Source organism: Deltaproteobacteria bacterium (genome assembly GCA_020848745.1).
Taxonomy (GTDB): Bacteria; Desulfobacterota; Binatia; order UTPRO1; family UTPRO1; genus UTPRO1.
The window spans coordinates 12978-30972 of record JADLHM010000116.1 but is presented as its reverse complement, the minus strand read 5'-3'; the positions used below and the strand labels follow the sequence as shown (position 1 = coordinate 30972).

General features: G+C 71.9%; 14 protein-coding genes and 1 pseudogene. 4 read left to right on the top strand and 11 right to left on the bottom strand.

All coding sequences use genetic code 11. The features are described 5' to 3' along the window. Positions 1 to 126 (bottom strand): annotated as a pseudogene (locus tag IT293_17915) (IS3 family transposase). Positions 127 to 236: 110 nt separating this feature from the next. Here IT293_17915 and IT293_17910 point away from each other — a divergent pair. Beyond that, positions 237 to 1472: a glycosyltransferase family 4 protein gene (locus tag IT293_17910; protein MCC6766541.1), complete on the top strand. Its 1236-nt coding sequence runs from the start codon at positions 237 to 239 to the stop codon at positions 1470 to 1472. Here the strand turns inward: IT293_17910 and IT293_17905 are convergent. Continuing rightward, positions 1450 to 1836, bottom strand: a complete 387-nt coding sequence (locus tag IT293_17905; GenBank protein ID MCC6766540.1) for a hypothetical protein — start codon at positions 1834 to 1836, stop codon at positions 1450 to 1452. The genes IT293_17910 and IT293_17905 overlap by 23 nt on opposite strands. Positions 1837 to 1858: 22 nt before the next feature. Continuing rightward, positions 1859 to 3352, bottom strand: coding sequence for an alanine racemase (locus IT293_17900; protein MCC6766539.1), 1494 nt, complete (start codon positions 3350 to 3352; stop codon positions 1859 to 1861). A gap of 268 nt (positions 3353 to 3620) precedes the next feature. Here IT293_17900 and IT293_17895 point away from each other — a divergent pair, with 268 nt between their 5' ends. Continuing rightward, on the top strand, positions 3621 to 6257 hold the full coding sequence (locus IT293_17895; GenBank protein ID MCC6766538.1) for a hypothetical protein: 2637 nt from the start codon (positions 3621 to 3623) through the stop codon (positions 6255 to 6257). A gap of 172 nt (positions 6258 to 6429) precedes the next feature. Next, positions 6430 to 8496: a PAS domain S-box protein gene (locus IT293_17890; GenBank protein MCC6766537.1), complete on the top strand. Its 2067-nt coding sequence runs from the start codon at positions 6430 to 6432 to the stop codon at positions 8494 to 8496. Between the two features lie 16 nt (positions 8497 to 8512). Here IT293_17890 and IT293_17885 read toward each other — a convergent pair whose 3' ends face one another. Continuing rightward, positions 8513 to 9490 (bottom strand): adenylate/guanylate cyclase domain-containing protein, encoded by a 978-nt coding sequence (locus tag IT293_17885; protein MCC6766536.1) that lies wholly within the window; start codon positions 9488 to 9490, stop codon positions 8513 to 8515. A gap of 290 nt (positions 9491 to 9780) precedes the next feature. Here IT293_17885 and IT293_17880 point away from each other — a divergent pair, with 290 nt between their 5' ends. Beyond that, entirely contained in the window at positions 9781 to 10950 is a 1170-nt protein-coding gene (locus IT293_17880) for a hypothetical protein (GenBank protein ID MCC6766535.1), read from the top strand. Between the two features lie 39 nt (positions 10951 to 10989). On the opposite strand, the gene IT293_17875 is transcribed toward IT293_17880, so the two are convergent. The 7 genes from IT293_17875 to IT293_17845 form a co-directional block, all read right to left on the bottom strand. Then, on the bottom strand, positions 10990 to 11748 hold the full coding sequence (locus tag IT293_17875; GenBank protein MCC6766534.1) for an outer membrane lipoprotein-sorting protein: 759 nt from the start codon (positions 11746 to 11748) through the stop codon (positions 10990 to 10992). 28 nt (positions 11749 to 11776) lie between these two features. Beyond that, on the bottom strand, positions 11777 to 13450 hold the full coding sequence (locus tag IT293_17870; GenBank protein ID MCC6766533.1) for an FAD-dependent oxidoreductase: 1674 nt from the start codon (positions 13448 to 13450) through the stop codon (positions 11777 to 11779). Continuing rightward, positions 13440 to 13919 (bottom strand): YeeE/YedE family protein, encoded by a 480-nt coding sequence (locus tag IT293_17865; protein MCC6766532.1) that lies wholly within the window; start codon positions 13917 to 13919, stop codon positions 13440 to 13442. Before IT293_17865 ends, IT293_17870 begins: the two co-directional genes overlap by 11 nt. Then, positions 13916 to 14353, bottom strand: coding sequence for a YeeE/YedE family protein (locus tag IT293_17860; GenBank protein ID MCC6766531.1), 438 nt, complete (start codon positions 14351 to 14353; stop codon positions 13916 to 13918). Before IT293_17860 ends, IT293_17865 begins: the two co-directional genes overlap by 4 nt. Before the next feature lie 171 nt (positions 14354 to 14524). Next, entirely contained in the window at positions 14525 to 15985 is a 1461-nt protein-coding gene (gene menE, locus IT293_17855) for an o-succinylbenzoate--CoA ligase (GenBank protein ID MCC6766530.1), read from the bottom strand. After that, a complete protein-coding gene (gene menC / locus IT293_17850) occupies positions 15978 to 17072 on the bottom strand; it encodes an o-succinylbenzoate synthase (protein ID MCC6766529.1) in 1095 nt (364 codons plus the stop codon). The genes menE and menC overlap by 8 nt, the downstream gene beginning before the upstream one ends. Further along, positions 17069 to 17989: a 1,4-dihydroxy-2-naphthoate polyprenyltransferase gene (locus IT293_17845; protein MCC6766528.1), complete on the bottom strand. Its 921-nt coding sequence runs from the start codon at positions 17987 to 17989 to the stop codon at positions 17069 to 17071. The genes menC and IT293_17845 overlap by 4 nt, the downstream gene beginning before the upstream one ends. Positions 17990 to 17995: the final 6 nt, after the last annotated feature.

The following is a 17995-nucleotide window of genomic DNA, read 5'->3' as shown; positions in this document are numbered from 1 at the left end:
GATCGTGAAGGCGCGGCCGCGCGTGGCGCCGCGCAGGCCCATCTGGCGCATCAGGCGCTCGACGGTGCACCGCGCCACGATGATCCCGTCGCGGCGGAGTTGCCGCCAGACTTTCTCGGCCCCGTAGGGTGATAGGCGGCACTACCCGGCTTTTCGCACCGCCTGGGCGACATAACCTCCAAAATCGGACGTTCGCGTTTGTACAGCCGTTTGCCACAGCTATCCGGGGGACACGAGTGAGAATCGCAATCTGGCACAACCTGCCGAGCGGCGGCGGCAAACGGGCGCTCTATTATCATACCAAGGGACTTGTGGAGCGCGGACATCACGTGGAGGTGTGGAGTCCGCCTACGGCCGATCATTCGTACCTGCCGCTGAACACTCTGGCGCGAGAGCATGTCGTTCCACTGGGCTGGCAGGTTGCTTCTCGGGCCGAGGGAGGCATCCGTTCTCATCGAAGATTGTGCACCAACTTGAAAGCATTGAACGACCATTGCCGCTCGTGCGGTGAACAGATCGAGCAAGGAGGATTCGACATCCTCTTCGCCAATTCCTGCACGTATGTTCGTACATCCCCAATCGGGCGTTACGTCACCATTCCGAAGATCCTGTATCTGCAAGAGCCGTATCGGTGGCTGTATGAAGCCATGCCGACGCTTCCCTGGCTTGCTCTACCGCCCCCGCGGCGACATTGGTGGTCGCCAAGATACCTGCGTTGGTTTCTTGCCAATCAATTGCACGTCCACGGACTTCGGATTCAAGCGCGCGAAGAAGTGCGAAACGCCGAGGCATTCGACGCCATCCTGGTCAACTCATACTTCAGCCGCGAGAGCGTCCTGCGGGCCTATGGCCTCGATGCAAGCGTCTGCTACCTGGGAGTGGATACAGGCCTCTTCGTTGACATGGATCTGCCACGAGAGAACTTCGTATTGGGTGTTGGCGCTTTCGTGCCTGAGAAGAACATCGAATTCGTGATCGAGGCGCTCGCGCTGGTCCCGCAGCCACGCCCTCGATTGATCTGGGTAGGCAATGTGGGTGACGCGCACTACGTGTCGAAACTCCACGCGCTGGCGTCGCGTCTGGAAGTCCCCTTTGAGGCCAGGATCAGAGTGAGCGATGCCGAGATCGTCAGTCTCTACAACCGGGCCAAACTGCTGCTTTACGCCCCGCGCTTGGAGCCCTTCGGTTTCGCTCCCCTCGAGGCCAATTCCTGTGGCTGCCCCGTGGTCGCAGTGGCCGAGGGCGGGGTTCGCGAGACCGTTGCCCACAGGATCAACGGGTCGCTCGTCGATGCCGGGTCCGCGGCAATGGCGAGCGCCGTTGCGCATCTCTTGAGCGACGAAAGCACCTGGCGCGAGCTGCATCGACGCACCCGGCCGTTCGTGCTCGAGCATTGGTCTTTGGAGAAGTCGATCGACCGTTTGGAAGCTCGATTCGAAAACATTTTGTCTACAGGTGGCGCAGCAGTATGAGCGCGGCGACCAGAAGGATGACGCCCACGATCACGGCGTGCATCCGCCCGTCGTGAGCGCGTGCGAAGAGATCGTTCTGGCGCATGTAGTTGAAGTCGATGAGGCCGAGAAAGATCAGCATGCCGGCCGCGACCAGCGCGAGCGAGCGGCCGTGGCCGGGGTGGGACGACTCAAGGACGGCGGAGAGGGTGAGGAGCGCCGCCGCGACGAGGTCGGGAAGGGGGAAGGCCCGCTCATGCTCGGCGAAGCCGGGTGGCCGCCATGGTTCGTCGAAGCGCGATCGCCCGAGCGTCAGCCAGAAGCCGGCGATGCCAGCGGCCGCGACGAGCTGCACGATGACCACGAGAGCGTCGAACGAGCCCACGCGCGGGGGACCTCGACGGGCGTCAGGCGGAGCGCGCGGATCTGGGCCCGGGAAGCGCCAGGCGCTCGGGAACGACGTCGCGCGCGAAGACATCGTCGATGCTTTCCGCCGTCTTCACCACCTCGGCCGTGCCGCCGGAGACGAGCACCGTCGCCGGGCGAGGCAGGGCGTTGAAATTGGAAGCCGACGCCTCCTGATAAGCGCCGGTATCCAGGAACGCGAGCACCTGGCCGGGGTGGAGCGCGGGGACGCGCGCGCTCGGAGCGAGGCGATCCGGACCACACGAGTGACCCACGATCTCGGCGGTCATCACGGGCGGAGCGTCGACCGCGTCGGCCACGACGACGTCGTAGCGATTGGCCTCCATCGTGCCGCACGCCAGAAAGAACTCGGTGGTATCGGTAAGCACCCAGGCGAGCGGAATCGGCTCGGTCTGGCGCTTCACCACTTTCACCCGCGCGAGGTGGAGCCCGCAATCGCCGTACAGTCCGCGTCCCGGCTCGGCCTGGAGGCGCATGCCGGCGGTGGAAATGCCGCGGGCGTGCAACCGCTCTCGGAGCGTCGCCGTGATCGTCGCCGCATACTGCTCGATGCTCGGCGCTATCGGTCGCGGCCCGTGCTCGTGCAGAAGCGCCCCGGTGATACGTGACAGCGCCGCGTGATAGGTCGCCGTGCCGAGAGCACGAAGCGCCGTCAGCACGGGGAAGCCGACGAGCGAGGCCACGAACTCACTGCGTTCGAGCATACGCGAGTGCGGGTCCCGCGGCCCCGCCATCCCGCCGCCGACGTCGAGCTCCGAGGGGAGCCAGCCGTCCCACGCCTGGCAAAGATCCGCGACCAGATCCGCGTAGTGCCGCATCAGTCCGCGCCAGTACCACAGGCTCGCGTCGTGACGTCCGGCATGAAGGTGGAGGCCGACGAGCTCGACGTGCGGCAGCGTCAGTGCGCGTCGTCCGAGCGCGACGAGATACTCGCGCGGGATCCCCGACTTGTAGACCTGGAATCCGATGTCGATGGGAATCAGCAGGCGGGCGAAGTCGGTCGGCTTCCAGAGCGTCGGGAGCGGCGGCTTCACACGCAGGCGGATGCGGGCACGCCTGCCCGCGGCCGCCGCCAGCTCCTCGATGGCGTCGATCTCGTCGAGATCTTCGACGGTGATGCGGACGCCCGCCTCGATGCACTTGGCCAGGTGCTCGCGGGTCTTGCCGCCGCCGTTGACGGATACGCGCTCGGGATCCACCCCGGTCGTCAGCACGCCGGCGAGCTCCCCGGGAGAATAGACGTCGGCGCCGGCCCCCTCGTCGCTCAGGATGCGCCGCGCCGCGAGGGAGAGATTGGCCTTGAACGCTGGCAGCACGTCGACGGGACCGTCGGGCCAGCCGGCGGCGAGCGCATCGTGATACCGGCGATAGTTGCTGCGGAGCTGGGCCTCCGAGAGCACGAACAGCGGGGAGCCGAATCGCTCCACCAGATCGACCGCGGACAGGTCTTCGACGAAGAGGCACCCGTCACGCACGTCCAAGCACCGGCTCAGGGCGATACGTTCTCGCATGGAGGCGTCCATACTCCCTTCGCGTCGCCGGTGCCACAGGGGCGCGGGCGTGATGCGGGCGCGGCGCCGCGCCCGCCCATGCCAAAGTGGAGCAGATTTTTCTGGCGTGCCCTGACGAATCGCTTGACACCTGCGCCGGCCGGGTCATGACTGTGCTGACCGGTTGGCCCCTTTCACGGACCGTGCGCGGTCCTCGCAGCGGCGCGAGAGCTCACGCGCCTGGAGTCGATGCATGCGGATCACGAGTCGCCTTCGCGTAACGATCGGGATGCGGCGCTGGCGCGCGGTGATGACGGCGCTCGTCTTGGTCGGCGCGGCGGAGCGCGCTCACGCGACGCCGCCACCGTGTGTCGCGGGGCCGGAGCCGCCACGCGACGTCAACGGCTACCTGCTTTTCGCCTACACGGACCTCTACGTGAAAGGCGGAACTGCGGCGGTCCCCGGACGCGGGCTCTTCACCGGCGGCCATCTAGGATCGAACGGGATCGCGACCGTCGGCGATCCGAACGCCACGCTCGGGACGAACTACGGCGTGTACCTCTCGGACGGCAAGGCCGCCGTCGCCGACCGCGTGACGCTCGGGCCCGGTCATCCGCTCATGCCAACGAGCGTCTGGGACCTGTTCACCAACGTCATCGACAACAATGACTTCACGCCGTCCTCCGTGCGGAATGCCGGACCGATCTGTTTCGCGCCTCCCATCATCGACACGGGCCTGCCGAGCTTCGTCGCGTTCACCCATCCGGGCGGTCCGTACCAGCCGGTGCTGCCGAGCTTCCCGTCGGAGGCGGCGTTGAACGCGCTCGCCGACGTGCAGCTGCCCGCCGGGTTCCTGCTGAACCTCGCGCCGGGCGACTACGGCGACGTCGACATCAACGACGACGGCATCCTGAACCTCGCCGCCGGCGTCTACAACTTGCACTCGCTCCAGACCGGCCGGAACGTCACGATCAACACGACAGCCGGCACGGAGGTCCGGATCGCCGTCGACTTCCGCAGCAACAACGACCTCACGATCCAGGGCTCCGACCTGGCGCGCTTCTACGTCCGCTCCGACGGCCTCGGCCCCTCCATTTTCTCGTTCACGCTCGGCTACAACACCGACCCGACCTGCGCCGAGACGATCGCCGTGCACGGACAGTTCTTCGTTCCCAACGGCCGCGTCAACCTCGGCGACTGCACCAACATCTTCGGCCGCGTCTGGGCGGACGTCATCCGCAACGACACCAACATCAACGTCACCTATCGCGCCGGCGCGTCGCTGCGCGGCACCAAGTACCTCGACGCCGACGCCGACGGCGCGATCGATCCCGGCGAGAGCGGCCTCGCCGGGGTGACGTTCTACGTCGACTACGACGACGACGGCGTGCTCGACCCCGGCGAGCCGTTCGGCACGAGCGACGCGAGCGGCCACTACGAAATCGACGACGTCGCCGCGGGCACGTGGAGGCTGCGCGAGCTCGACGACCCGGGCCTGGTATGCTCGTTCCCCGTCACCTGCTCCTGGGCGCTCACCATCGGGGACGGCGAGGTCCAGAGCGGCTTCGACTTCGCCAACTGGACCGGCATCAGCAAGACCGGCACCAAGTTCGAGGATCTCGACGCCGACGGCAGCCCGCGCGAGGCCGGCGAACCGGGCCTCGCAGGGTGGACCATCTACGTCGACTACGACGACGACGGCGGGCGCGACCCCGGCGAGCCGTTCGGCGTGACCGACGCCGGCGGCTCGTACACGATCGTGAACATCGCGGCCGGGACATGGAAGGTGCGCGAGGTGGGCCAGCCCGGGTGGACGTGCTCGTTTCCGGCGACCGCGGACGCCTTCGGCTGCCACCACGAGGAGACCTTCGTCACCGGCACCGCGTACCCGAACAACGATTTCGGCAACTGGCGCGGGGCGACCAAGTCGGGGACCAAGTTCTCGGACGCCGATCGCGACGGCGTCCGCGACGCGAGCGAGCCGGGTCTCGCCGGCTGGACGATCTACGTCGACTACGACGGCGACGGCGCGCTCGGTCCGGAGGAGCCGTTCGGAATCACCGACGCGACCGGCGCCTACGCGATCACCGGCATCCTCCCCGGAACGTGGAGAGTACGCGAGGTGCAGCAATCCGGGTGGACCTGCTCGTTCCCGGCCGTCGCCGACGCGTTCGGCTGCTATCACGAAGAGATGCTCACCAGCGGCAGCGCGAATCCGGGCAACGACTTCGGCAACTGGTCCGACGGCCTCGGACACTTCCAGTGCTACGAGATCCACCGCCCGGCTTTCGACCGCGCCGGCGTGTCGCTCGTGGACGCGCTCGGTCCGAGCATCGTCACGATCAAGCGCGCCAAGCGGATCTGCGCGCCGGCGGACAAGAACGGCGAGGATCCGACCGCGCCGCTCGATCCGGAGCACTTCACCTACTACACGCTCAAACAGACGACGCCCTTCACCAAGGTGAAGGGCGTGACCGTCGACAACCAGTTCGGCTCGTACGGCATGGCGCTCACGAAACCGGATCGCCTGCTGGTGCCGACGGCGAAGAGCCTCACCGACCCGGCGGCGCCGCTCACGCGTCCGGTCGATCACTACAAGTGCTACAAGGTCGCCGGCGCGAAGACGAAGGTCCCGGGGCTCGTGGTGACCGACCAGTTCGGGACGATCGTCGTCGACGTCAAGCAGCCCCTGCACCTCTGCCTGCCCGCCGTGAAGAACGACGAAGGCCCTCTCGTCGATCCCGGCACGGCGCTCATGTGCTACAAGGTGACCGGCCTGCCCCCGGCCGTCCGTCCCGGGCTGTTCACGCTGAACCAGTTCGGACCGGACGCCTACGACTTCTTCGGCCCCCGCGACCTCTGCGTACCGTCGACGGTGACGCTACCGTAGCCTCCAGGACCAGCACTCGCCGCCCGGCGCCGCCACGGGGCTCTCGGATACCAGGATCCGATGACGATCGCGTCGTCGTCTGGCATGGCCGTCTCCTCGCCCTCCCCGGGCCGAGGCGTCAACGCGCGCGCGGTCATTGATCGGGGCGCGGGGAGTGTGCCATGGCGCGGTGGTGGGCTCGCTCCCCCGCCCCAGTCCGGACCGTGTCCGCCTCGCCGAACGCGATCTCATCCACGCGCGGTTGCCGTTGTTCGCGGTCGTCTGGCTCGCGACGAGCCTCCTCTGGTCCTACGAGCTGACCCGCGACGCAACCGGGATCCTCACGGGCGGTGCCGTCCTCGCGATCGCGATCGCCGAGCTCGCGATCGTGCTCCCGGCCCTGCCCGTGGTGGCACGGATCTCGGATCCGCTGCCGGTCCGGGTGATCACGCTCGGCGTCCTCGCGCTGCTCGGGCTCGTCTGGACCGTCGCCGCGAGCCTGACGCTGGCGCCCGTCCTCGTGGCGAGCGTCGTGTTGCCGGTGCTCGTGCTCATGACGCCTATCTTCTTCGGGTGGAGCTGGCAGGTCGAGCTCGCGCTCCTGGCGGCAATCTTCCTTCCGGCGAGTGCGTGGATGTCGATCACAACGCCCGACCCGGCCGTGCTCCGCGATCTCGCGGTGATCTTCTTCGGCTGCGCGGCGCTCGGCGTCGCGCTTGCGGCACGCGTCGCCCACGATCTCCGCATCCGGATCGCACGCCGCGAACAGGAGGAAGCGGCGGAACACGCGCTCGCCGAGTCGCGCCAGGCCCTCCTCGAGAGCGAGGAGCGCTTTCGCATCGCCTTCTACCAGGCGCCGATCGGCATGATCATGGTCGGTCTCGACGGCGGGATCCTGCAGGTGAATGCCGCCTTCGAGCGCATGCAGGGCCGCGGCGCCGCCGAGCTCGTCGGCACGCCCGTCGACGCGCTGATCCACCCGGACGGCCTCGAGATGGCGCGCGTCGAGCGCCGCCGCCTCCTGAGCGGCGAAGTCGACGCCCTCGAAAGCGTCCTCCATCTCCGCCACCGCGACGGCCACGTCGTCTTCGCCCGCGTGACGCGCACGCTCGTGCGCGACAGCGACGGCGTGCCGTCGCACATGCTCGGGCAAGCCGAGGACGTGACCGAGCGCTGGCGCGCCGAGGAGGCGCTCCGCGCCAGCGAGCACATGTTCCGCACCTTCACGGAGTCGATGCCGGCGGGCGTGGTGATCGTGCAGGACGGAGTGATCCGCTACGCCAATGCCGCCGTCACCACGCTCACGAGCTTCGACCGGGAGGAGCTCGGCAACCTGACGGCCGGCACGCTCCTGCACCCGGACGACCGGGCGGCGCTCGTGACGAGCGGGGCGCGGGTCCGCGACGAGCCGCCGCCGGCGCGCGTCGAGTACCGGCTACGGACGAAGCAGGGCGGCTACCGCTGGGTCGATCTCACGATCGGCATGATCGAGCACGAAGGCCGCCCGGCGCTGCTCTTGACGGCATTCGACATCACCGAGCGGCGCAACGCGGAGGAGGCGCTGCGCGCATCGCTCGACGAGCTCCAGCAGCGGAAGGAGCAGCTCCGCCTCCTCGCGCAACGCCAGGTGCGGGTGCGCGAGGAGGAGCGACGCCGCCTCGGCTTCGACCTGCACGACGACGTCTGCCAGGAGCTCGTCGGCACCGGCATCATGGTGGAGTCGGTGCGCGAGCGCCTGCACGCCACCGATCCCGAGGCGAGCCAGAAGCTGGCGCGCGTCGGCCGGCAGCTCAACGAGCTCGGCGAGCACCTCCGCCTCCTTGCTCGCGAGCTCCGTCCGATGTTGCTGCACGATCTCGGGCTCGAGGACAGCGTGCGGTCGCTCGCCGCCGGCATGTCGACGACCACGCCCGTCACGACCCGCGTCCCGACGCCGATCCCACGCCTCGGCGACGACGTCGAGGTGGCGGTCTACCGCATCGTCCAGGAGGCCATCACGAACGCGCTCCGCCACGCGAACGCCCACGAGATCGTGGTCACGCTCGCCGCGGCCGAGGGCGTTCTGACGGTCGAGATCCGTGACGACGGCGGAGGCTTCGAACCGCAAACGCGCCAACGCGACGCCCTCGGGCTCGTCAGCATGGAGGAGCGGGCGCTCGCGATCGGTGGCCGGATGCAGGTGGTCTCCGCCCCCGGACGCGGCACCACGATCCTCGTCACCTGTCCGCTGATCCGCCGCGTGCCGCGCCCCGCGGCCTGACTCCACGCCCGGCGGCTCACCCGGCGCGGCGGACCACCCAGGTGCGCGCGCGGCCGATGCCCTTCAGCGTGACGGCGCGCAGATGACGCAGCGCGAGCTCCGGACTGCCGCGCAACGCTTCGCCGACCTCGTCCGAGACCACGACCGTCCCGGGCCGCGCGAAGTCGGCGAGCCGGCTCGCGAGGTTCACGGTCGTCCCGAAGAGGTCGCCTTGCCATGCGACGATCGGCCCGCCCGCGATGCCGACGCGGACGAGCGGCAGCCGCGGGTCGCGGGTATGGGCGTCGACGAGCGCCAGGGCGATCGCGGCGGCACCCGCCGTCTCGTCGACGCTGAACATCACCTCGTCACCGATCGTCTTCACGATGCGCCCGCCGTGCGCGAGGACGTGCTCGTAGGCGACCGCCTCGAAGCGGTCGACGATCGCCGTGATCTCGCGGCCGTCGAGCGCGCGGCTCGTCGCGGTGAAATCCACCAAGTCGGCGAACCCGACGATCGCGCTGCGGTCGGCCGCGAGCGGGGTCGCGGCGACCCGCAACAGCGCCGCGACGAGATGACGCCGCCACACGTGGCCGAGCAGCCGTTCCAGCGTCGGCGCCAGCTCGCCGATCCTGGCCGCCAGCTCCCCCGCGGAGGCGTCGGTCGCGGCGTCCTCGCGGCGCGCGCGCAGGCGTTCCGCGATGGCGGTGACCTGGGCATCGCCGACCCGCGCCATCGCGTGTCCCACCACGCGCGTCAGCTGCAGCACGTCGCTCGGGTCGGCGCGCTGCTCGTCGACGAGGACCCTCAGCGCCCGCACCATCTCCACGTCGGCGCGGGTAAAGCGCCGGTCGTCGGCGGCGACGGGCGGAAAACCGAGCGCCCGCCACAGGCGATGGAGGTCGTCGAGATCGACCCCGCCCGCGCGCGCGACGTCGAGTCCGGTGAGATCGGCGGCGCCGAGAAGCGCGGCGGCGAGCCGGCGACAGACCTCCTGGGGCGGCCCGTCGCTCACGCGCCGCGACCGCGGGCGTCGGCCCGTCGTCCCGTGCCGTGCCTCTCCCCGGCGGGACCGCTCGCTTCGAGGCCGTCCAACCTGTCCATGTCGCCTCCTTCCTGCGCGTCCGGATGTGGAAATCGAAGCCATCGCGCATCCGGAGCGCACCGTCCAGCGGAGAATCCCGGCCTCTTGTTCGAGGTCGGCGCGACGCATAAGGGGCTCGGTGCGAGTGTTCGACCAGCGACACGACGGCGGAAGGGAACCGCGGACCGCGCGCATCCGCGGATGCCGGAGAGCCCCGGACGATGTGTGACACCCTCGTCCGGGTCGCGCCCGGCCGTGTCCTCTTCGCGAAGAACTCCGACCGCGAGTCCGACGAGCCGCAGGCACTCGAATGGCTCCCGCGCCGCGCCGGCCTCACGGGCGAGGTCAGGTGTACGCACATCGCCATCCCCCAGGTGGCGCGCACGCACGCGCTCGTGCTGTCGCGTCCGGTGTGGATGTGGGGCGGCGAGATGGGCGTCAACGAGCACGGCGTCGTCATCGGCAACGAGGCCGTCTTCACCAAGGAGGCCGTACCGCGCGAGGGCGGGCTCACCGGCATGGATCTCCTGCGGCTCGCGCTCGAGCGCGCGGCCTCCGCGGCGGAGGCCGTCGATGTCGTCACCGCGCTGCACGCGCGGCACGGTCAGGGCGGACGCTGCGGGTACGAGCAGGCCGGCCTGCGCTACTTCTCGAGCTTCATGATCGCCGATCCCGCGGGGGCCTTCGTGCTCGAGACCGCGGGGCGCGACACCGCGGTCGAGCGCGTCGAGGGTGCCCGCTCGATCTCGAACGGGCTCACGATCCCGGGCTTCGCCGAGCGTCATGGCGAGGTCGTGAAGACGGCGCTGACGGGTTGCCGGTTCCGGCGCCCCCGCACCGAGGCCGGCGCCGCGCGGGCGACGAGCCCCGCCGACCTCGCCCGGACGCTCCGCGACCACGGCGCATCGCGCTGGCCGGCGTACGAGTGGCACCGCGGGGCGATGCGTGCGCCGTGCATGCACGCGGGCGGGCTCGTCATCGGCTCGCAGACGACAGCTTCGCTGGCGGTCGACCTCGCGAACGGCGCCGTGCGGTGCTGGGCCACCGCCACGAGCGCACCCTGCCTCGCGGTGTTCAAGCCCTTCACGGTGACGACCCCCCTCGCGATCGGCCCGATCCCGGGCCTCGAGCCCGACGACAGCCTCTGGTGGACGCACGAGCGCCTCCACCGCCTGGTCATGCGGGATCCGGAGCGCCTGGCGACGTTCCTCGACGAGCGCGATCGCCTCGAGACGCGCGCCTTCGCGGCGGACGCCGAGCCGCAGGCCGTCTGGGACGAGGCGAACGCGGCGACCCGACGGTGGCTCGCCGCCGTCGGCAGCCGACCGGCGACCGCCGACATGCGGCCCTGGGCGGTGCGGCGCTATTGGACGCGGCGGCGACGCCCCTGACCCGACGGTGAGCGGTCAAGAAGCACCGCCGCGCCGTCGTCACAGCTCCGGAAACACCGAGTCGTCGAGCCCCTTGTCGTAGGCGACCTCGGAGAGCGTGATGCGGGTCGACGTCTTGGTCGGCACGGTCTCCATCGTGATCTCGGTCGCGGTCGGGTGAGACGCGATCGTCTGGATCTTCCCGAGCGTCCGCACCTTCCAGAGCACGCCCGCGCGGTCGTAATACTCGGTACGCAGCGGCAGGAAGCTCGCGCGATCGAGGAAGCGGACGATGCGGCCGTACCACCAGCCGTGCTGCGGTGTCGACTCGATCCGGTAGCAGTCGCGCCCCTCGGGGTCCTTGGCCTCCGTGAGCGTGTGCTGTTGGAACTCGAGCGGTTGCAGGCCGAGGTCCTCGTAGTTGAAGTCGGTGCCGAAGAAACTCTCGCCGCGCATGTCGCCGTTGATCTCGCGCACGCGCCGCAGACCCGGCATGTAGACGCTGACGCGGCTCTCGCCCTTCGCGCCGCCGACGACGCGCACCTCGGTGCCGTGGAGGTCGGCCGGCGCGTCGAACGACAGCCGAATCCGCGCGTCGGGCGCATTGCGGCGGAAGTAGTGCCCCGCCCAGCGCACGCTCTCCCCTTTCGCGTTCACGATGTCGAAGGTGAACTGGGCGCGCAGGTCCTTGCCCGCGAAGCTCGCCTGGCGCATGCGCTGCAACGCTTCGGTGACGTCCATCGCGCCGAGGGCGGTCCGTCCGGTCGGAAGCACCAGGGTCGCCATCAGCACCCCGGCCGAAAGCACTCGAATCAGCATCGCAGTCCTCCTTTTGGTGACGTCGCGCCTACGGGGCCAGCCCGACCGCGTGCAGCGCGAGATAGGTCGCGTACCCGCCGGACAGATTGGCCGCCTCGTACCCGCGTTGCAATAGGAAGCGCGTCGCGTAGTACGCGCGCTGGCCGACACCGCAGTAGACCGCGACCGGACGGCCGGCCGGGAGCTCGCCGTAGCGCCGCCGCAGCTCGGAGAGCGGGATGTGCACCGCGCCCGGCACGTGCCCGGCGGCGTACTCGTCGGCATCGCGTACATCGAGGAGCACGGCGCCGGTGCGGTCGAGCGCCAGCCAGTCGGCGAGCGGCATCAGGCCGGCGAGGTGGTTCGTCGCGATCATACCGGCGAGGTTCACCGGATCCTTCGCGCCACCGAACTGCGGCGCGTAGCAGAGCTCGGCCTCCGCGAGATCGTGGACGGTCCCGCCCATCTGGATCGTCGTCGCGATCACGTCGATGCGCTTCTCCACGCCCTCGACGCCGACGGCCTGCGCTCCGAGCAGGCGTCCATCGGGCACCGAAAAGAGGAGCTTCAGCTGGATCGGCTTCGCGCCCGGATAATACGCGGCGTGATGCCCGGGATGCAGGTACACCTTCGCGAAACCGGCGACGCCGGCGCGCGCGAGGCCCTTCTCGCTCGCGCCGGTGCACGCGACGGTGAGGCCGAACACGCCGACCACGGCCGTCGCCTGCACGCCGCGGAAACCGCGGGCGCGTCCGCAGATCGACTCCGCGGCGATTCGTCCCTGCCGGTTCGCGGGTCCGGCGAGCGGGACGATGGCCTCCTGGCCGGTCACGACGTCGCGCACCTCCACCGCGTCGCCGACCGCCCAGACGGCGGGATCCGCCGTCCGCATCTCCGCGTCGACCACGATGCCGCCGCGCGGCCCGACCGCCAGGCCCGCGCCCGTCGCGAGGCCCGTCTCGGGCCGCACCCCGATCGCGAGGATGACGAGGTCGCTCGCGATCCGCGCCCCGCCCTCGGTCATCGCGACGATCTCGTCTCCGCCGCCGCGCTCGAAGCGCGCGAGCCCGTCGCCGAGGCGGAGATCGACGCCCTGGCTCCGGAGGTGCTCGGCGACCCCGTGCGCCATCTCGGGATCGAGCGGCGGCATCACCTGCGGCAGCTTCTCGAGCACCGTCGTCCGGAGCCCCCGGCCCGCGAGGTTCTCGGCCATTTCGAGGCCGATGAAGCCACCGCCGACCACGAGCGCGCGCGACGGCTTGCGCTCGTCGATCCAGCGCCGGATGCGCACGCTGTCGGGGATCGTGCGGACCGCGAAGATGCCCGGGAGGTCGATGCCCGCGAGCGGCGGACGGATCGGCGCCGCCCCGGGTGCGAGCACGAGCGCGTCGTAGGGCTCGTCGCGCTCGCGCGGCCCGCCGGCTGCGTCGAGGTCGCGTACGCGGATCGTGCGGCGCCCGCGGTCGATCGCGAGCACCTCATGGCGCGTGCGAACCGCGATCGCGAAGCGCTCCTGGAAGAGCTGCGCCGACGCGACCAGCAGCTTCCGCTCGTCGGCGATGACGTTGCCGACGAAGTACGGCAGACCGCAGTTGGCGAAGGAGACGTGCGGACCCCGGTCGAAGAGCACGATCTCCGCATCCTCGTCGAGGCGGCGCAGGCGCGCCGCGCACGACGCCCCGCCGGCGACGCCGCCGACGATCAGCACCCGCTTACGCGTCATGAGACCTCCCGACACCCGCGCCGGCGCTCGGCGCGTGCGTACGTGCCGCGGCGGCCGCGGCGCGGTGCTCCGCGAGGCGGTGCGCGGCCATGCCGCTCAGCATCGCGGCCACGAAGATCACGGCACGGAGGTCGCCGCTCGCGAGCGCGGCGAGCGCGGGCCCGGGGCAGAGGCCGGCGAGCCCCCAGCCGACGCCGAAGACCAGCGCGCCGGTGACGAGACGCCCGTCGACGTCGCGCCGCGTCGGCACCTGGAACGCCGCGGCGAGGAGGGGACGCCGGCGCCGCAGCACGAACGGGAAGGCCGTGCCGTACACACCGATCGCGCCCGCCATGACGAGGGCCAGACTCGGATCCCAGTCGCCCGCGACGTCGAGGAATCCGAGAACGCGCGCCGGCTGCGTCATGCCTCCGAGCCCGAGCCCGAGCGCGAACGCGAGCCCCACGAAAAACGCGGCGATGCCGGTCACCGGAACCCCCCGAACGCATGGCGCGCCAGGTACACCGTCGCCGCGGCCGCCAGCATGAAGGTGATCGTGGCGACGATCGAGCGCGGCGACGCGCGGCTCACGCCGCAGACGCCGTGACCGCTCGTGCAGCCGCTGCCGAGGCTCGCCCCGAAACCGACGAGCAACCCGGCGGGCACGAGCACGGCGAAGGGCGTCGCCGCGAGCCCCCGGAACGGATCGGCGAAGATCCCACGCACGATCGCCCCGCCGACGAGGAGCCCCGCCACGAACGCCGCGCGCCACACGCTCTCGGCGCTCGGCCGCGCGAGCAGGCCGCCGACGATGCCGCTCACCCCGGCGATCCGGCCGGCCGCCGCCAGGAACGCGATCGCGCTCGCGCCGATGGCAGCGCCTCCAAGAAGCGCCCGCGCGCCCGTCGCCGGATCGATCGTCATGGCCGCATGGAAAGCACGTTTCGTTCCAATCTCGGCGCTCCATGTGGCGGAAGGCGCCGGGCGCTCCGCGCGCGCCGCGCGACGGCGCCGACCTCCCCGCGTCCTTCCCGTCGCCGCCACAGCCCGATGACGGCGATTCCCAAGTCTGCGAACCGTGATTCGGATGCGGCGTCAGCGCGCCGCGCCCGCGGCGGCGGCGAGCGCGTGACGGCGGAGCTTCCCGGACGCCGTTCGCGGCAGACTCGTCACCGCGACGATCGCGCGCGGCGTCTTGTAGCCGGCGAGACGCGCGCGGCACCAGGCGCGGAGCGCCGACTCGTCGATCGCGGCGCCCGCGCGCGGCACGACCGCCGCCTCGACGCGCCGGCCCCACTCCGCGTCGTCGACGCCGTACACCGCCGCCTCCGCGACCGCCGGATGGGCGAGCAGGACCGCCTCGACCTCGCTCGGATAGACGTTCTCGCCGCCGCTCACCACGAGGTCGATGCGACGGTCGAGCAGGCGCAGCCGACCATCGCCGTCGAGGCGGCCGACGTCGCCGGTATGGAGCCACCCGTCGCGGAGCGCGGCCGCCGTCGCCTCCGGATCTCGGAAATAGCCGGCCATCACCGTCGGACCCGCCACCAGGATCTCGCCGCAGCCGTCGGCGCCGGCGTCGACGATGCGCACGCGCGTGCCGGCGAGCGGGCGGCCGACGTCGCCGGGCGCGTCGTCGACGCCGGCCGTCGCGACCTGCGACGCCGCCTCGGTGAGGCCGTAGGTCGCCCCGATCGGGAGGCCCCGGGCGCGCGCCCGCGCGTCGAGCGCCGGGTCGAGCGCCGCCCCGCCGACGAGCACGCAGCGGAGCGCGTGGACACGCGGCATCGCCTCGACCTCGGCGAGGAGCCGCCGCAGCATCGTCGGCACGAGCGAGAGCAGCGTGACGCGCTCGGCCGCGACCGCGCGCCACACGGCGCGGGCGTCGAAGCGGTCGTGCAGCACCACCGGCACGTCGTCGAGCACGCTCCGTGTCACGATCGAGAGCCCGCCGACGTGGAAGAGCGGCAGGCAGCAGAGCCAGCGGTCGGCGGGCTCCACGCCGAGCCCGGCGCGCGATGCCGCCGCGCTCGCCCGGTGATTGGCATGCGACAGCACGACGCCCTTCGGCCGCCCGGTGGTCCCGGAGGTGTAGACGATGGTGGCGGCGGCCGCGGCGTCGAACGGCGCCGGCGGCGGCGCGGGTCCAGCGCCGCCCGCCTCGAGCGTCGCCGCGTCGACGCGCGGCGCGCCGACCTCCGCGACCGCGGCCGCGTGCGCCGCGTCGTGCACCACGACCGCCGGCTCCGCGTGCGCCACGATCGCCGCGATCTCGGGCGGCGCGAGCCGGGTATTGAGCGGCACGAGCACCGCACCGATCCGCTGCGCCGCGTGGACCAGGGCGACGGCGGGAAGCGACGCCGCCGTCGCGAACGCCACCCGATCGCCGCGCCCGACGGCGAGCCCGACGAGCGCGCTCGCCGCATGCTCGACCCGCGCCGCCAGCGCGCGCCACGTAACGTGCTCGCCCGCGACGATCAGGGCGAGCCGCTCGGGATCGCGCCGCGCCCGCTCGACGAGCCAGGGCGCCGCGACGTCCGCCGGCGGGTCACCCACGCATCGCCTCGGACGGGGCGCCGGCCGCCTCCGCGGGGGTCACGGCGAATCCCGGCCCGTCGACGCGGAGCGCGGGGACGCGCAGCGCCTCTTCCGCCGGCGCGAGCTGCGCGCCGCCGAGGCCGACCGCGGCGGGGACGGCGCCGCGCGCCGCGCACACCGCCGCGACGTGCGCCGCGATGCGCATCCCGACTCCACTCTCGATGGCGTCGGTCACGACGACCGGCAGCCCGGCGCGCGTCGCGTCGCCCGCGATGGCGATGACGCGCGACGGCCCGCCGAGGCGTGCCGCCTTCAGCACCACGCGCACGCGCGCCCCCGCCGCGGCGAGCCGCACGACGTCGACCGCGCCTCGCAGCGACTCGTCGACCGCGAGCGGCACCGGCGTCGCGCCCGCCAGCGCGGCGAACGCCATGGGATCGAACTCGCGCAGCGGCTCCTCCACGTACTCGACGCCGTAGGGCTCGAAGGCGGCGAGCGCGCGGGACGCCTCGCCGATCGTCCAGGCGCGGTTGGCATCGAGCCGCAGACGCACCCCCGCGCCGACGCGCGCCCGGACCGCCGCGACGCGCGCGACGTCGTCGGCGAGCGCCGCGGCGCCGACCTTGAGCTTCACGGTGCCGAAACCGCCCGCCACCGCCGCCGCGGCCTCGTCTCCGGCCGCCTCCGCGGTCGGCCCGCCCACCAGCGCACCGACCGCGACCGTCGCCGACGGCTCCGCGCCGAAGAGCGCCGCGACCGCCGTCCCGCGTTCGCGCGCCTCGAGATCGAGGAGCGCGCCGTCGAGCGCGCACGCCGCCGCGGGCGGCACGCCGAGCGCGTCGGCGTCGAACGCGTCCCGCAGCACGGCGAGCGGCGGGCGCATACGGAGGCGCTTCATGATGCGCTCGAGACCGGCGGCCGTGGCCGCGAGCGATCCCTCGCCGAGCCAGTACGCCGGGCTCGCCTCGCCGCACCCGGCGAGGCCGTCCCGGCTCACGACGTGCAGCAGGAAGCCGCGCCGCTCCGCGACCGCGCCACGCGCCGTCGCGAGCGGGTGGCGGAGCGCCAGGACGAACGGCTCGACGCGCGCGGCGGCGACGTTCACGCGAGGAGGCCCGCGGCGAGCAGCACGCCGAAGAGCAGGTGGAGCCGCGCCGTGCCCGCGAGGCTCGCGTTCAGCTCGGCGCCGGCGCGCCGCAAAAGCGCCCGCACCTCGCGGACGGCGAGCGGCACCGTCGCGAACGGCAGCAGCAGCCCGACGGACCCCGTGGTGGCCGCGACCGCACCGACGACGACGTACGGCGCCGCCACCAACAGCGCGTACTCGGCCCGCGTCGCCGACGCGCCGAGCCGCACCGCGAGCGTCCGCTTGCCGGCGCGCGCGTCGGTCGCGATGTCGCGCAGGTTGTTGACGACGAGGATCGCGGTGGCGAGGCACGCGACCGGCAGCGACAGCACCAGCACCGGCGCGCCGAGTACGCCCGTCTGCAGCCAAACGGTCCCGGCGACCGCGACGATGCCGAAGAACGCGAAGACGAAGAGGTCGCCGAGCCCGCGGTACGCGAGCGGGAACGGTCCGCCCGTGTACGCGACCGCGGCGACGAGCGACGCCAGGCCGATCAGCAGGATGGGCCAGCCGCCGATCGCGACGAGGTACGCGCCCGCGACCCCGGCCGCCGCGAGCACGGCGAAGGCCGCCGCGCGCACCGTCGCCGGCGCGGCGAGGCCAGCTTGCGTGATGCGCTGCGGGCCGAGACGCTCGTGCGTGTCGGCGCCCGCGACGAAGTCGTAGTAGTCGTTCGCCAGGTTCGTCCCGACCTGAATCAGGAGCGCGGCGACGAGCGTCACCCCGGCGACCCCGACGTCGAGCGCGTGCGTACGCGCGGCGAGCGCGAGCCCGACGACCACCGGCACGATCGCCGCCGGCAGCGTGCGCGGACGCGCCGCCGCGAGCCACGGCGCCAGGCGCGACGGCCGCGCGGGCGCCGCCGCGTGCGGGCCGCGCGGCGACGCCGTCGAGATCGCGGG

Bases quoted from the DNA above. Each gene is read 5' to 3' on its own strand.
- IT293_17895 (MCC6766538.1), top strand. From the start codon at position 3,621: ATGCGGATCACGAGTCGCCTTCGCGTAACGATCGGGATGCGGCGCTGG.
- IT293_17880 (MCC6766535.1), top strand. From the start codon at position 9,781: ATGTGTGACACCCTCGTCCGGGTCGCGCCCGGCCGTGTCCTCTTCGCG.
- IT293_17875 (MCC6766534.1), bottom strand. From the start codon at position 11,748: ATGCTGATTCGAGTGCTTTCGGCCGGGGTGCTGATGGCGACCCTGGTG.
- IT293_17870 (MCC6766533.1), bottom strand. From the start codon at position 13,450: ATGACGCGTAAGCGGGTGCTGATCGTCGGCGGCGTCGCCGGCGGGGCG.
- IT293_17860 (MCC6766531.1), bottom strand. From the start codon at position 14,353: ATGACGATCGATCCGGCGACGGGCGCGCGGGCGCTTCTTGGAGGCGCT.